This is a genomic window from Acinetobacter sp. LipI_15 (assembly GCF_058242865.1).
The window spans coordinates 1,740,664-1,755,664 of record NZ_JBZAYN010000001.1 but is presented as its reverse complement, the minus strand read 5'-3'; the positions used below and the strand labels follow the sequence as shown (position 1 = coordinate 1,755,664).

The following is a 15,001-nucleotide window of genomic DNA, read 5'->3' as shown; positions in this document are numbered from 1 at the left end:
GGTTGTAATAAATAAGTAAGTGACTTTTTAATCATTAGCCCATAAAGAGCTAATGATGTGTTTATTATGCTGTAACAGATAAAGATTTTAAAATTATGGGACTAAAATCTTAAGCTCACGCAAAATATTGCAGAGTTTAATCATCGGCATACCCATGAGTGTGGTTTGGTCTTGCCCGATCATTTCTTCAAATAAGCTAATCCCTAAACTTTCACATTTAAAACTGCCAGCGCAGTGTAGCGGCTGTTCAACCTGAACATAACGTTCAATTTCAGGCAAACTAAGTTTGCGAAATTTCACTTTATAGTGCTCGACAAGGGTTTGTTCAAAACCTGTTGATTTTTGTTGGACACTGAGTGCTGTACTGAAATAAACGATTTTGTCTGAATTGGCTTGAAGCTGCTTGATGGCTTTTTCATCGCAAAGCGGTTTACCAATAAAAATATCTGGTGCGCCTTCGCGCCATGCGACTTGGTCAGAACCAATCACAATTGCGTCTGGGTGCTGGTTTGCAATCGCAGAAGCTTTTTCAAATGCCAGTCGCTTCGCTAACTCATCGGCATGGTTTTCACCGCGAGGTGTTTCGTCTATATCTGGTACGATTGAGTGGTAATCAATCCGTAAACGGTCCATCAGGTCTTTACGGGTTTGGCTGATCGAAGCCAAAATGATTTTGGGAGTACTCATTACACTGCATATTCCATAAGTACATCAAGCGGTACATAAGACAGCACCGCTTGGTGACACGCTTGTATTTTAATAGGTGGGGCAAATCCTTCTTGATACGCTTCCACCCAGCGAGTCACACAGATACACCAGAAGTCACCAGGTTGTAGTCCTGGAAAACCAACTTCGGGTAAGGGTGTGATTAGGTCATTGCCAACTTTTTGGGAAAAGTTTAAAAATTCAGATGTCATTTGTGCACACATCGTATGCTGACCAAGGTCTGTTGTTGCTGTATGGCAAAAGCCATTTCTAAAATATCCGGTAATCGGATCAAAACAACAGCTTGCCAAGGGTTCGCCTAAAACATTTAAACGATTAATATTTGGGTCTGGATGAATCGACATAAGCGCTGAATCTTTATAAGGCTTTTCGCTATCATAACAAAACTTTGGCTCTACATAGCTTTTCTGCAAAAGAAGCTAACGTTTTTCTGCATAATCATTTAAAATCGTCGCGTTTTGATATCAATAAAAGAGAGTAATGCATGAACTTTCAGCGTATGACTGACCTAGATTTGGCGGGTAAACGTGTTCTGATCCGTGAAGATCTTAACGTACCAGTTAAAAATGGCGTGATTACAAGCGATGCACGTTTACGTGCGGCGTTGCCAACAATTAAAGCAGCTGTAGAAAAAGGTGCTGCTGTAATGGTGTATTCACACTTAGGTCGTCCTGTTGAAGGTGAGCCTAAAGCAGAACAGTCTCTAGCACCTGTAGCCGCTTATTTAACAGAAGCTTTGGGTCAAGACGTTCAACTGATCACTGACTATTTGGACGGTGTTGACGTTGCGCCAGGTCAAGTAGTTTTACTTGAAAACTGCCGTTTCAACGTAGGTGAAAAGAAAAACAATCCTGAATTATCTGCTAAATATGCAGCACTTTGTGATGTCTACGTTATGGATGCATTTGGTACGGCTCACCGTGCAGAAGCATCGACTGAAGGCGTAGCACGTTGTGCAAAAGTGGCTGCCGCAGGTCCTTTACTTGCTGCTGAGCTTGATGCGCTAGGCCGTGCACTTAAAACTCCTGCAAAACCAATGGTTGCGATTGTTGCAGGCTCAAAAGTTTCTACTAAATTAGATGTATTAACTTCACTATCTGACATCTGTGATCAATTGATCGTGGGTGGTGGTATTGCCAATACATTCTTAGCTGCTGCGGGCTTCAATGTTGGTAAATCACTTTGTGAAAATGACTTGATCGACACAGCAAAAGCCATTGCTGCAAAAGTATCAGTACCACTTCCAACAGATGTTGTTGTTGCTGATGCTGCTGAAATTGATTTTGCTGACTTCCTTGGTTCATTAGCTGCTGCAAAAGCTGTTGTGAAAAAAGTTGAAGATGTAACAGACAACGACATGATTTTGGATGTAGGTCCTGAAACTGCAAAAGCATTTGCTGAGATTTTGAAAACTTCAAAAACTATTCTATGGAATGGTCCAGTAGGTGTGTTTGAAGTTGATCAATTCGGCGAAGGCACTAAAGCATTGTCTTTAGCGATTGCTGAATCTGAAGGCTTCTCGATCGCGGGTGGTGGTGACACGCTTGCTGCAATTGATAAATATGAAGTTGCAGACAAAATTGGTTACATCTCGACTGGTGGTGGTGCTTTCCTTGAATTCGTTGAAGGTAAAACTCTTCCTGCTGTAGCAGCGCTTCTTGACCGTGCTTAATTTAGTATTATCAATAAGATAATACAGTATTAAAAAAGGTTGGCTTCGGTCAGCCTTTCTTTATCGCCCATTCATTTTGCCGTCATCAAAGTGCAATATTTCTGCAATAAAATTCATCGCAACACCTAATTCGCAGTAGTAGGAAACAACGATGAACTTAAAACTTGCACTTGCCGTACTTTTAATCGCACCATTAACTTTGACAGCTTGTGCTAAAAAAGAGTCTGCACCAACGGAATCAGAAGCATCTGCTGTTGCCGTAGACAATGCTCAAACAACGCCAGAACAACAAAAAGCCATTGATGAACTTGATAAGCCAGTATTGGATGAAAAGAACCAAGATGTTCCTGCTGAAATTGCAAATGCACCTGCAGACGAAGCAACAGCTGACGCTGAAACAGCCGCTTCAGCAGCAGCAGCTCACTAAGATTGTTGTCTTTATTTAAAAAGTCCCTGCAAATGCAGGGATTTTTTTTTAAATAGTGTTATTTGTTGCTGAATTGAAATGATTGAGCATGTAGAATATGCGGCATTACCTGGGAGGATATTATGGCTCTTATTTCATTGCGCCAGCTCTTGGATCACGCCGGCGAACATGCTTACGGCGTACCAGCATTCAACGTAAACAACTTAGAACAAATGCGTGCAATTATGCTTGCAGCAGATGCAACAAATTCACCTGTAATTGTACAAGCATCTGCGGGTGCACGTAAGTATGCAGGCGCTCCGTTCTTGCGTCATTTGATTTTGGCAGCAATCGAAGAATGGCCACATATTCCTGTGGTTATGCACCAAGACCATGGTACTAGCCCTGATGTATGTCAACGTTCTATTCAACTTGGCTTCTCATCAGTGATGATGGACGGTTCTTTAGGTGAAGACGGTAAAACGCCAACTTCATACGAATACAACGTAGACGTGACTCGTCGTACTGTTCAAATGGCACATGCGTGTGGCGTTTCAGTAGAAGGCGAAATCGGTTGTTTAGGTAGCCTTGAAACTGGTATGGCTGGTGAAGAAGATGGTGTAGGCGCTGAAGGCGTACTTGATCATTCTCAGCTTTTAACTTCAGTTGAAGAAGCGCGTTCATTTGTAGCTGATACCAATGTTGACGCACTTGCAATTGCGGTGGGTACTTCACACGGTGCGTACAAATTTACTCGCCCACCTACAGGTGACATCTTAGCGATTGACCGTATTAAAGGAATTCACGCTGCGTTACCAAATACGCATCTTGTAATGCACGGTTCAAGCTCTGTGCCACAAGAATGGTTAGCTGTAATTAATGAATTCGGTGGTAACATCGGCGAAACTTATGGTGTTCCAGTAGACCAACTTGTAGACGCAATCAAACATGGTGTTCGTAAAATTAACATCGATACTGACTTACGTCTTGCATCTACAGGTGCTATGCGCCGTATGATGGCTGAAAAACCAGCTGAATTTGACCCACGTAAATTCTTCTCTGCAACTGTTGATGCAATGAAACAAATTTGTATCGATCGTTATGAAGCATTTGGTACAGCGGGTAATGCTGACAAGATTCGTCCAATTTCTTTAGAGAAAATGGTGAGTCACTATAAATAATTTGTCTTGAGATAGATTATTTTTGAAGAAAAGCCCACAATTAAGTGGGCTTTTCTTTGATTTGAACTTAGAAAAATTGCTTTAAATACAACTCAAGAATAAGAGCGTGTCATGGAATTGATCTTTGCTGCCGCGATTTGCAGTGTTCTCGTTTCAGTAATTCTAAAACTCTGTCGTGATCGGGGTTTTAACCCTGCACAAATGATCACATGGAATTATGCATCTGCGAGTATTTTATGTTTTCTATGGTTTAAGCCGGATCTAGCTCATATATCGATCAATAAAACACCGTGGGTTTTAATTGCGGCTTTGGGTGTATTACTGCCGACGATTTTTTATTGCTTAGCACGCTCACTGCAAACTGCGGGTATTTTAAAAACCGAATTGGCTCAGCGCTTATCTGTTGTGCTTTCTCTTAGCGCAGCCTATTTTATTTTCAGTGAATATTTTAATGCCATTAAGCTCATTGGTATTGCACTTGGTGTACTTGCGGTGTTGTTAATTTTATTTTCACAGCGTAAGGGAAGCATTGATGGAAAGCAGGGGATTTTATTTTTATTAAGCGTTTGGGTAGGCTATGCACTGATTGATGTGTTATTAAAATTTGCCTCAGGTTTGGGCATGCAGTTTGCAGTGACTTTAAATCTGGTGTTTATTTGTGCATTTTTACTTTCGAGTATTTATAACATCGTACAACACGGTAGTTTGGGGCAGACCAAAAATATCCTCGCTGGATTGGGCTTAGGTCTCTTAAATTTTGCCAATATTGCACTGTATGTGAAAGCCCACATGTTGCTTAAAGACACACCTGCAATCGTGTTTGCTGGAATGAATATTTTGGTCGTGGTTTTAGGCGTGGTTGCGGGCCTTATCATCTTTAAAGAAAAATTGAGAGTCGCAACCGTCTTTGGTTTGATTGCAGGGATCATGAGTGTGGTTTGTTTAGCATATGCCATGTCTGTCTAAGATAACTTTTAGCAAAAACGATCGGGTGTTTTAGCAAATCATCCCATTCAGCCACGCCCATGAGCAGTCCTTGATCTCGACAGCTCGGACACTCAGGGCAGTGATGGTCGGTATATTGATAAGTATGCAGATACATTTGATGGCAATGACCGCATTCAAACTTCATCGGCATTTGTAGTAAATATGACATGTCCCACCTCTGCTTGAATTGTTGTTTTGATTCAAATTATTCAGCAAAGTTCAGACCAATTTATAAATTTTCTATTTTCACATTGTTGCTAAATATGTTGTTATTAAAAAAGCCCTCGTATTGAGGGCTTTTAGTTTTAGAAGCTTAGTTAACGCGTGAGTTGTTGAAAACGTTGTAAGGTATTTTCAAAATAACATTTACCCACTGCAACGGGGTGTTTTAGGAAATCTTGAGTTTCAATCGTGCCTTGTAACTGACCCGGTTGTTTACAGTTAGGGCAGTTTGGATAGCTATGGAGCATATCGCCCGCATATTTTTGTAAATAAACCGTATTGCACGCTTCGCAATGAAATTTCATAGGTAATTTTATAGCTGTAGGCATAGGGAGAGACCTGAGTATATTTTGAGCAGAATATACTCGATAATTGTTTAAATAATAAGTCCCGAAATGACAAAAAAGAGGCAAAATCACCCCTTTCGTCGGTTTTATGGAAAGCTTAAAGATGTGTAAAAATTTCTTCAGCATTCAGACGTGATTTAGGTAATTTCGCATTAAAATCATTTTCGCTACGATAGCCTAAAGTCATCAGTACAGAAGGAATCAAGTTTTGTTCAACTAAGCCCAATTCTTCAGAGATGATCGCTTCGTCAAATCCACCAATTGGAGTTGCATCCACACCTTCAATGCCTGCTGCCAAAAGCATTTGACCTAAAGCAATAAATGTTTGGTTTTCAGCCCAACGTTGAATATCACCTTTTACATTACGATAATAATCGACATAACCTGTACGGCTGTCTTTTTGACCTTGTTTGGCTTTGTCATCTTTAAAGCGACCACTACGATCATCCTGATTTAAAAGATTATCTAAATGCTCTGCAGTGATGTCTGCTTTAGTACAGAATAAAATCGTATGTGATGAATCTAAAACTTTTGGGGCATTGTAGGCATATTTTCCTACTAAGGCTTTGGCAATGCGTTGTTTGGCTGCATCATGATCTGCAATAAAAAAATGCCAAGGCTGAATATTAATGGAAGATGGTGTTAAACGGAGTATTTGTAATAAACGCTCAAATTGTTCCTGTGGAATTTTTTTAGCAGGATTATATGCTTTCGTGGTATAGCGTTGTTTTGATACGTTTAACAGATCCATCGAATATCTCCAGATATAGTTTGCTGTAGTTTAGCGGATAAATGGCCAAATGGTCTAAGGAGAAAATTTTCCAAAGATAGATCTTAGTCGTATATGCTGGACTCAATGGCTAAAAATTAACAGATTTAAGCTGTATGAAGTGCGAATTAGAGTTATATAAAATCATAAGATAGATAAATGCTATTGGTAGTTTTTGCCAAAAGGCGTTTAATCAATTGTAGTTAATCATAGTTTAAGCATGAGACAGCAGCGATGGATTACACCAATCATTTCAAGAAAAAATTAAAAACCGAACAGCAGATTGGTTTGTGGGTCGGTTTAGCCGATGCTTATGGTACTGAAATAGCTGCAAATGCAGGTTATGACTGGTTGCTAATTGATGGTGAGCATGCGCCAAGTGACTTGCGGACGACATTGTCGCAACTGCAAAGTATTGCAGCATATCCTTCGCAGGCTGTGGTTCGACCGCCAATTGGTAGTGTGCAACTGATTAAACAACTGTTGGATATCGGTGCGCAAACCTTGCTGATACCTATGGTTGAAACTGTTGAACAAGCTCAACTTATGGTTAGGGCAGTACGTTATCCACCCGAGGGTATTCGAGGCGTTGGTGCAGCATTAGCACGTGCAACACGTTGGAACAGTATCCCTGACTACTATGCAACGGCACATGAAAATATCTGTTTACTGATTCAGATTGAGTCGGTAGAGGGGATTAAAAACTTAGATGAAATACTGAAAATTGAAGGCATCGATGGGGTATTTATTGGTGCCGTGGATTTGTCGGCGACCATGGGTTATCAAGGGAATCCGAATCATCCTGAAGTACAAAAAACCGTGATTGATGCGATTCAGCGTATACGTAAGGCGGGTAAAGCCGCGGGTATTTTGTCAACACAACATGAAGTGACTCAGAAGTATATCGAGTTAGGTACAGAATTTGTTGCTGTAGGTGTCGATACCAGTGTGCTCATTAATTCGTTACGTGAGCTTTTATCGAAGTACAAAACTGATACCCCAGTGACGAAATCAGAAGGTGGTTACTAAGCGGTACAACCCTCGTTATATTATTGAATATCTAGGTAGTTAATTTACTCGTTGGTTAAAAAAATTAATTCAAAAATTTTAGCAAAAGTAGTGACATAGAGTATGTATAAGTCCTACTTTTGCTAATCAAAGCGCAATATTGTATACTTCTGCTTAACTCGAAGCGGGTAATGTTCCTGCTTATCTTTTTTTATTTAGCTGATTGTGATTTATCTGTATTCAAGCTTCTGACTTGAATCATATCTTTGTAACTACAGAATTATTATTCCAAACCCGATTGATTAATCTCTTTGTTCTGTCACAAAAAGCTCACATGTTGAGTAAATCTTTTGAATATTTTAAATACTTGGCAAACTGCCAAAGCCGTAAATGGCGACGAAATTAATGTAAAAATGGTGCCTTTAAAACGTCAACAAAATACCAATGCTGGTTTAATTTGGGTTGATGTTGGGCAAATGGTTGAATTAGAAACAGGCGAGACATTTAACCTGAATCTAGATGGTAAAAGCTTCTATACTGGCCCAAACCAGCTATATCGCTTAGCCTGAAAGCAAAAAACAGCAGATCATCTGCTGTTTTTTTTTTGCTTAATTTAAAGTCTACGTTTGCATGGTCTGGATGCGTATATTAATCAAATATGATGGTAAGTTTTTCTAAAGGCTAACGATTAGAAAGCTATGGACTAGTAAGACCATTTTTTTAATTTTAAATCACTCACAGATGGGTTTTCACCAACCTCTAATATTTGAGCTTGTTCTGCGCGCCAGTCCCCTAAAACGATACGTAGTTTGCCATGCACATCATGTATTTGGGGCCGGTGGGTATGTCCATGAATCAGTAGATCGGCATGCTCTAAAGCTTTTTCTACAGCTTCGGCATTTACATCCATGATTTCATAAGATTTAACTTGCTTGGTTTCTGTACTTTTTTTGCGGAAGCCATTGGCGATTTTTTGTCGAATGCTAAGCGGTAAGCTCTTTAAGAAACCTAAAAGGAAAGGATTACGAATCACTTTACGAAACTTTTGGTAAGACACATCATCGGTGCAAAGTAAATCGCCATGTTCGAGGCGAATTTTATAGTTGCCAATGTGGAGATAATCCACGTCTTGTAATAATTGACCGTGAAATTTATCTAAAAACTTTTGACCCAATGCAAAGTCACGATTACCCACTTGGAAATAAATTTGATTTCCCAAAGAAGTAAAATCTTTAAGCGCTGCAATGATTTCGTCTAACCATGGGGCAGTAAAGTCATCACCAATCCACGCATTAAACCAATCACCTAAAAGATACAGCTGGGTATGTTGAGTTTTGTATTGTTCTAACAAAGCTAAAAACCCCCGAACGAGTCGAGGGTGTTCAGGTGACAAATGTAAATCAGCGATAAACAGATAGGTCACGAATCTTTTCCTTTGAATCTCCCTAAATCCCTCTTTAAAAAAGAGGGACTTTTCCTCCCTTTTATAAAGGGAGGTTAGGAGGGATTCTTATTCAGAAATGATTTTAGCTGATTCGATTACAACGTTCTCTAGAGGAACGTCTGCGTGGTAGCCACGGTTACCAGTGCGAACGCTTTTGATTGCGTCAACAACGTCAAGACCTTCAACTACTTTACCAAATACTGCATAGCCCCAACCTTGCGCTGTTTTACCAGTGTGGTTAAGGAAGGAGTTGTTTTTCACGTTAATGAAGAATTGAGCTGAAGCAGAGTGAGGTGCTTGAGTACGTGCCATAGCGATCGTACCAACATCATTGCTTAAACCGTTGTCAGCTTCGTTTTCAATAGAATCACGAGTTGTTTTTTCTTTGAAGTTTTCATCCATGCCGCCGCCTTGGATCATGAAACCATCAATAACACGGTGGAAAATCACGCCGTCATAGAAACCATCGCGAACATACTGTAAGAAGTTTTCAGCAGTTTTAGGTGCTTTTTCAGTGTTAAGCTCAAGAACAATACGACCTTTATTGGTGTTTAATTCGACTTGAGGAAAACTCATTGTGTAATCTCCTGTACATGGACATGAAAGCCATGGGTTTTTTGGTTGTGAGAAGCATAAGCAAACTGTAAACTACAAGGCAAGTAAAAACGTTACTTTCTTTGTTAAAAATAAAGAAAAGCGTTTTAATTATCCTAATTTTATCTTTATAGAAGTGATTTTATTACCATGAAGCCAAACGATGTTGTTTCATCCCTGCCTAACAATCCGACAACCAAGAACAATGCCCCTGTCGAAGCTGCGCAGCAGGAACAACAGCCAGGCTTAGATTTTGTACGTCAAGTCATTACAGATGATTTATCTGCAGGTCGTACCGAACAAGTTGTAACACGTTTTCCACCAGAGCCAAATGGCTACCTACATATTGGTCATGTAAAAGCTATTTGTCTGAACTTTGGTATTGCTCAAGAATTCGCAGGTCTATGTAACCTCCGTTTTGACGATACAAACCCAGATGCCGAAGAGCAAGAGTATGTAGACGGTATTGCCAATGACGTGAAATGGCTAGGTTTTGAGTGGAATGGCGAGCCACGTTATGCATCGAGCTATTTTGATCAGCTTTACGCTTGGGCAGTTCAATTGATTGAACAAGGTGATGCTTATGTGGATTTGCAAAGCCCTGAAGAAATCAAACTGAACCGTGGTAATTTTGTTGAGTCGGGTAAAAACTCGCCGCAACGTGATGCTAGCGTAGAAGAAAACTTAGCGCGTTTTGAACAAATGCGTAATGGTGAGTTGGGAGAAGGTCAGGCAGTACTACGTGCCAAAATTGACATGACTTCACCTAACATTCATATGCGTGATCCTATTTTGTATCGTATTTTGCATTCTGAACATCACCAAACTGGTGATAAATGGAAAATGTACCCAATGTACGACTATGCGCATCCATTATCAGATGCCATTGAAGGGGTTACGCATTCACTGTGTACACTAGAGTTTGTTGATCACCGTCCATTCTATGACTGGGTTGTCGAGAAAGTTAAATCACCATCTGTACCGCGTCAGTACGAATCAAGCCGCCTAAATGTAGATTACACCATTACCTCTAAACGTAAATTACGTAAATTGGTTGAAGGTGGATTTGTGAATGGTTGGGATGATCCACGTATGCCGACCGTTGTGGGTATGCGCCGTCGTGGTTTTACACCTGAAGGTCTACGTGACTTCTGTAAACGTGTTGGCGTAACTAAAGTCGATGGTAGTATTGTTGATGTTGCAATGCTCGAATATTGCATCCGTCAGTCTTTAGAAAATACTGCTTCGCGTGGTATGGCAGTGTTGAATCCACTCAAAGTGACTTTAACTAACTTGCCTGAAGCAATGGATTTGGTGCATGCACGTCATCCAAATGTAGACATGGGTGACCGTATCATTCCGTTGACTCAAGACATTTACATTGATCGTAAAGACTTTGAAGAAGTTGCGCCTAAAGGCTTTAAACGTCTGATTCCGGGCGGTGAAGTGCGTTTACGTCATGCGTATGTCATTAAGTGTGATGAAGTGATTAAAGACGAGAACGGTGAAGTGGTTGAATTGAAATGTTCAATCGACCCTGAAACTTTAGGTAAAAACCCTGAAGGCCGTAAAGTGAAAGGTGTTGTACATTGGGTTTCTGCAAGGAAGGGTATTGCTGCGGAAGTTCGTATCTACGACCGTTTATTCACTGAATCAGACCCTGAAGTGGGTGATGACTTCCTTGCAAACTTAAATCCAGAATCACTTAAAGTGGTTCAAGCGGTCATTGAGCCTGCATTGGCAGAAGCAAAACCTGAAGATCGTTTCCAATTTGAACGTGAAGGTTACTTTGTTGCAGATCAGTTTGATCATACAGCTGAAAAACCAGTGTTTAACCGCATCTTAGATTTGAAAGACAGTTTTAAACCGGGTAAATAAAATCTTAGTTTTTAAAGGGATTCATCTTTGAATCCCCAATAGGTTAAGATCAAGTAGGTTAAGATTAAGCTCAACTTCGGTTGGGCTTTTTTCATTGTTGAGATGGTTCATTAAGGCAGTACAGAGGGGAAATAAGTGATCATTCGAAATAAAAATAATAGCTTTAAACTTTTATTTGCATGGCATGGCACGATACTCCCAAAAGTCATGCCTGCGTTGGCTGTCGTCGTGAGTTTGTCGGCGATTTTGGTGTATCTTAGCGCTGCACATTACCTGAATACGCCCGAAGTTCCAGCCATCGGGTTTACTATCTTTGGGGTAATTCTGTCGATTTTTTTGAGCTTTCGAAATACTGCCTGTTATGACCGTTGGTGGGAAGGTCGCAAGCTTTGGGGCACATTGATTGCCAATACACGCCACATGATTCGGGATAGTCATGTACTTGAAGATGAGCAAAGAACCGTGTTGATGTACCGCATCATGCTGTTTTGCAATTTGTTACGTGATCGCTTACGCTATGAATCACAAGATATTGCACATTTTAAAGACGGCGTAGCTTTGACGGATCAGCAATGGCAGCAATGCCGAGACAATATCAATGCACCACAGTATTTACTTGAAATTATTCAAAAAGATTTAGTCAAAGCCTATAAGCAAGGTCAGATTACAGACATTATTTACAGCACGCTTACACGTCATACCGTAGCGATGGGTGATATCCATGCAGGCTGTGACCGTATCATGACCACGCCATTACCATTTTCCTATTCGGTGCTTTTACATCGCGCAGTGTATTCATTTTGTCTGATTTTGCCATTTAGCCTAGAGGCCAGTTTAGGGATATGGACACCTGTCATTGTGGCTTTGATTGCATATTTATTTTTAGGTTTGGATGCGTTAAGTGCAGAACTGGAAGAGCCTTTTGGCTTGCAGGAAAATGATTTACCGCTGGACTCGATTGTACGCAATATTGAGCGTGAAATGTTTAGCAGCCTAGAAATTGAACTTCCGCCGCTGATTAAGACATTTAACAGTAACCTAAGATAAGTTCTTGGCCTAACTTTCAGATAAATTGGGCGATACGTACCAAGCATACTGATGCTGAAAAAAATCGTCCAAGTGTTGCATAAAGGCCTGTACTTTAGGCGGCACAAAATGTCGATGCGGAATTACCACATAGATTGCTGTGCTTTGAACAGGGATTGCAGGTAGAACTTGGACGAGCTGGCCAGAGAGTAGATCGTCCTCCACATGCCAGATGGAGTGGTTTGAGATGCCTAAACCTGCAAGTGCTGCTTGGCGTACGCCTTCACCTGAGTTGATATGAACTTGTCCTGAAACAGGTATATTTATGTTGTGTTGATCTTGGACGAATGTCCAAAGCTGCGAAACACCCTTAGGGTATTTCTGTAAAATGCATTGGTGTATAGAGAGCTCTTCTAGGGAGTGAGGTTCGCCATGTTGTTCGATATAGCTAGGCGAGGCACACAAAATACGACGGTTTAAGCTGAGCGGTTTAGCAATCAGTGATGAGTCTTCTAACTGTCCAATACGTATCGCAACATCTAAACCTGCGGAGACCAAATCCAAATTTTGATCGGTCTGTTCAATATCTAAAGTCAATGTTGGGTGTAGATTGGCAAAGGCTGCAAATACTGGCCCCATGATACGATTTCCAAAAACTTCTGAACAGGTGATTTTTAATGTGCCACTGAGTTGTTGTGGTTCAGGCTGAAATTGGCTCAGTAGCGAATTAAATTGTTCGAGTAAGGGAAAACCTTGCTGCAATAAAACAGCACCTTCCTGTGTTAAATGTAGCTGCCGTGTGGTGCGATGAAAAAGGCGCAGCCCTAAACTATGTTCAAGTCTGTGTAGACGGCTACTAGCGACAGAAACAGAGAGATTGGCTTCTTTGGCAGCTTGACTGATTGAACCCAGTGCCGCCATTCGTGTGAATAAGTCGAAATCTTCAGTTAGCATTATCAATATAATCAAGAAAGTCTTTCTCGATATTCAGGGTTTTTCTGATAAATATCTGTACCTATTCTGTGTATAAATAAAACACAGGAAATCACCATGAACTATCACAATCTAGGGCAATCTGGCCTACAAGTTTCAGAGTTCGGCTTTGGTGCAGGTACATTTGGCGGGCAAGGCCCTATTTTCTCTGCATGGGGGCAATCGAGTTTAAATGATGCTCAGCGCATGATTGATCTGTGTATTGATCAAGGCGTGAATTATTTCGATACCGCAGATGCTTACTCAAATGGTGCCTCAGAGCAGATGCTCGGTGCATTACTTCAATCAAAACGCCAAGAGGTGATTATTTCCAGCAAAGTGGGTATCCGATTGAATGATGGAATCAATCAAGGTGGATATTCTAGAAGCTATTTAATACAAGCCGTGGAGGCGAGTTTAAAACGGTTAGGCACAGATTATATTGATGTGCTGCAGCTGCATCAGTTTGATAGCACGACGCCACTTGAGCAGCTGATGCGCAGTTTAGATGACTTGGTACGTAGTGGAAAAATTCGCTATATCGGTGCATCGAATTTTTCAGGCTGGCAGCTTATGAAAGCACAATCGATTGCCCAACAGCAGGGCTATGAAAAGCTAAGTGTGCATCAAGTCTATTATTCTTTGATTGGACGTGACTATGAATGGGAGTTGATGCCTGCGCAGCATGATCAACAGATTGGTGCAGTGGTTTGGAGTCCGCTGGGCTGGGGGAGATTAACAGGGAAATTTGATCGTGAGCACGCGATTCCAAAGCAAAGCCGGCTGCATGAAACAGCACAATTCGCACCGCCAGTTCAACACGAGAAGTTATATGCGGTGTTAGATGTAATGCAAGAAATAGCCATGGAAACAGGGCACTCTATCCCGCAGATTGCATTGAATTGGCTGAAAACCAGACCGACAGTTTCTAGCATTTTGATAGGCGCACGTAATGAACAGCAACTGTTGGATAACCTTGCGGCGAAAGATTGGTCGTTAAGCGTAGAGCAGTTAGCCCGATTAGACGCAGTCAGTACAGTGTATCCACCTTATCCATACTATCCCTATTGGAATGGGCAATTTACAGAGAAGAATCCCACGCTAGTGACATCAGCATTTATTACAGAACATACAGCATAATAGGGCAATAACAATTCAGTGGTAGGCAATGATCAGTTCTCTGTGCTATCACTGAATAAAATTAAAATACTGTAGGAATGCTGATGAGTGTCGTGATTGAAACCCAGATGTTAATTCGTAAGTCCATCAATATCGTATTTAATGCTTTTGTTGATCCTTTAATAACACAGCATTTTTGGTTTAGTGCATCGAGTGGCTATCTAGAAGAAGGTAAAACCGTGCAATGGACTTGGCAGAAATATAATGCAGTCGCCGATGTAGACGTGCTGAGTATTAAGGAAAACAAATTAATTCAAATACAGTGGGGAGAACCAAAAACTCAAGTCGATTTTATTTTTGAGCAGATTAGCCCGATGGAAACCTACGTTCGTATCAAAAATTCAAAGATTCCTCTGCAAGGTCAGGCATTAATTGATTTTATTATCGATAGTACAGGTGGTTTTACAACGGTTTTGGATGCAGCCAAAATTTATTTAGAACATGGCCTGCAAAGCAATTTGGTTGAAGATAAATTTCCACCTTTTAGCAATGCGAACTTTTAGCAATGTGAAGAGTGACCAAAATTAAGCATGACATCTGATACGCCGTAAGGAAAAGCTTGTGTATTAGCGCAGTATTTCTAAGCAATG

17 protein-coding genes are annotated in these 15,001 nt (G+C 40.8%); 10 read left to right on the top strand and 7 right to left on the bottom strand.

All coding sequences use genetic code 11. From position 1 onward, the window contains the following. Window positions 1–93: 93 nt before the first annotated feature. Window positions 94–687, bottom strand: coding sequence for a Maf family protein (locus AC4CU0_RS08425; RefSeq protein ID WP_490742922.1), 594 nt, complete (start codon window positions 685–687; stop codon window positions 94–96). Then, the gene (locus tag AC4CU0_RS08420; RefSeq protein WP_078193708.1) at window positions 687–1,070 is read right to left on the bottom strand and encodes a DUF2237 family protein; all 384 of its coding nucleotides are present in this window, start codon (window positions 1,068–1,070) and stop codon (window positions 687–689) included. Before AC4CU0_RS08420 ends, AC4CU0_RS08425 begins: the two co-directional genes overlap by 1 nt. A gap of 140 nt (window positions 1,071–1,210) precedes the next feature. Here AC4CU0_RS08420 and AC4CU0_RS08415 point away from each other — a divergent pair, with 140 nt between their 5' ends. The 4 genes from AC4CU0_RS08415 to AC4CU0_RS08400 all read left to right on the top strand — a co-directional run bounded on the left by AC4CU0_RS08415 (window position 1,211) and on the right by AC4CU0_RS08400 (window position 4,951). Further along, entirely contained in the window at window positions 1,211–2,398 is a 1,188-nt protein-coding gene (locus tag AC4CU0_RS08415; RefSeq protein WP_180007284.1) for a phosphoglycerate kinase, read from the top strand. A gap of 151 nt (window positions 2,399–2,549) precedes the next feature. Next, window positions 2,550–2,825: a hypothetical protein gene (locus AC4CU0_RS08410; protein WP_078193510.1), complete on the top strand. Its 276-nt coding sequence runs from the start codon at window positions 2,550–2,552 to the stop codon at window positions 2,823–2,825. A 122-nt stretch (window positions 2,826–2,947) separates the two neighbouring features. Further along, window positions 2,948–3,985, top strand: coding sequence for a class II fructose-bisphosphate aldolase (fba, locus tag AC4CU0_RS08405; protein ID WP_490742921.1), 1,038 nt, complete (start codon window positions 2,948–2,950; stop codon window positions 3,983–3,985). A gap of 111 nt (window positions 3,986–4,096) precedes the next feature. Then, window positions 4,097–4,951: an EamA family transporter gene (locus tag AC4CU0_RS08400; protein WP_490742920.1), complete on the top strand. Its 855-nt coding sequence runs from the start codon at window positions 4,097–4,099 to the stop codon at window positions 4,949–4,951. Window positions 4,952–5,289: 338 nt separating this feature from the next. Here the strand turns inward: AC4CU0_RS08400 and AC4CU0_RS08395 are convergent, their stop codons facing one another. Together AC4CU0_RS08395 and nfsB are read right to left on the bottom strand one after the other, a co-directional pair. Next, window positions 5,290–5,523 carry a hypothetical protein gene (locus tag AC4CU0_RS08395; RefSeq protein WP_078188692.1) on the bottom strand — a complete coding sequence of 78 codons (234 nt, stop codon included), beginning with the start codon at window positions 5,521–5,523 and terminating at the stop codon, window positions 5,290–5,292. A 115-nt stretch (window positions 5,524–5,638) separates the two neighbouring features. Beyond that, window positions 5,639–6,292, bottom strand: a complete 654-nt coding sequence (gene nfsB, locus AC4CU0_RS08390) for an oxygen-insensitive NAD(P)H nitroreductase (RefSeq protein ID WP_490742919.1) — start codon at window positions 6,290–6,292, stop codon at window positions 5,639–5,641. A 252-nt stretch (window positions 6,293–6,544) separates the two neighbouring features. Between nfsB and hpaI the strand changes: the two genes are divergently transcribed. Beyond that, a complete protein-coding gene (gene hpaI / locus AC4CU0_RS08385) occupies window positions 6,545–7,339 on the top strand; it encodes a 4-hydroxy-2-oxoheptanedioate aldolase (RefSeq protein WP_490742918.1) in 795 nt (264 codons plus the stop codon). A gap of 329 nt (window positions 7,340–7,668) precedes the next feature. Continuing rightward, on the top strand, window positions 7,669–7,887 hold the full coding sequence (locus AC4CU0_RS08380; RefSeq protein ID WP_168378619.1) for a transposase: 219 nt from the start codon (window positions 7,669–7,671) through the stop codon (window positions 7,885–7,887). Between the two features lie 134 nt (window positions 7,888–8,021). Here the strand turns inward: AC4CU0_RS08380 and AC4CU0_RS08375 are convergent, their stop codons facing one another. Both AC4CU0_RS08375 and AC4CU0_RS08370 read right to left on the bottom strand, forming a co-directional pair. Beyond that, window positions 8,022–8,741 carry a UDP-2,3-diacylglucosamine diphosphatase gene (locus AC4CU0_RS08375; protein WP_490742917.1) on the bottom strand — a complete coding sequence of 240 codons (720 nt, stop codon included), beginning with the start codon at window positions 8,739–8,741 and terminating at the stop codon, window positions 8,022–8,024. Between the two features lie 87 nt (window positions 8,742–8,828). Continuing rightward, window positions 8,829–9,338 (bottom strand): peptidylprolyl isomerase, encoded by a 510-nt coding sequence (locus tag AC4CU0_RS08370; protein ID WP_078193500.1) that lies wholly within the window; start codon window positions 9,336–9,338, stop codon window positions 8,829–8,831. 168 nt (window positions 9,339–9,506) lie between these two features. Here AC4CU0_RS08370 and AC4CU0_RS08365 point away from each other — a divergent pair, with 168 nt between their 5' ends. Next, on the top strand, window positions 9,507–11,234 hold the full coding sequence (locus AC4CU0_RS08365) for a glutamine--tRNA ligase/YqeY domain fusion protein (RefSeq protein WP_490742916.1): 1,728 nt from the start codon (window positions 9,507–9,509) through the stop codon (window positions 11,232–11,234). Window positions 11,235–11,369: 135 nt separating this feature from the next. Beyond that, entirely contained in the window at window positions 11,370–12,281 is a 912-nt protein-coding gene (locus tag AC4CU0_RS08360) for a bestrophin family protein (protein WP_490742915.1), read from the top strand. Window positions 12,282–12,290: 9 nt separating this feature from the next. Here the strand turns inward: AC4CU0_RS08360 and AC4CU0_RS08355 are convergent, their stop codons facing one another. Continuing rightward, the gene (locus AC4CU0_RS08355; protein ID WP_490742914.1) at window positions 12,291–13,214 is read right to left on the bottom strand and encodes a LysR family transcriptional regulator; all 924 of its coding nucleotides are present in this window, start codon (window positions 13,212–13,214) and stop codon (window positions 12,291–12,293) included. Between the two features lie 96 nt (window positions 13,215–13,310). On the opposite strand from AC4CU0_RS08355, the gene AC4CU0_RS08350 reads away from it, so the two are divergent. Both AC4CU0_RS08350 and AC4CU0_RS08345 read left to right on the top strand, forming a co-directional pair. Further along, window positions 13,311–14,372: an aldo/keto reductase gene (locus AC4CU0_RS08350; RefSeq protein WP_490742913.1), complete on the top strand. Its 1,062-nt coding sequence runs from the start codon at window positions 13,311–13,313 to the stop codon at window positions 14,370–14,372. 83 nt (window positions 14,373–14,455) lie between these two features. Further along, window positions 14,456–14,914 carry an SRPBCC domain-containing protein gene (locus tag AC4CU0_RS08345; protein ID WP_372491103.1) on the top strand — a complete coding sequence of 153 codons (459 nt, stop codon included), beginning with the start codon at window positions 14,456–14,458 and terminating at the stop codon, window positions 14,912–14,914. Window positions 14,915–15,001 lie beyond the last annotated feature (87 nt).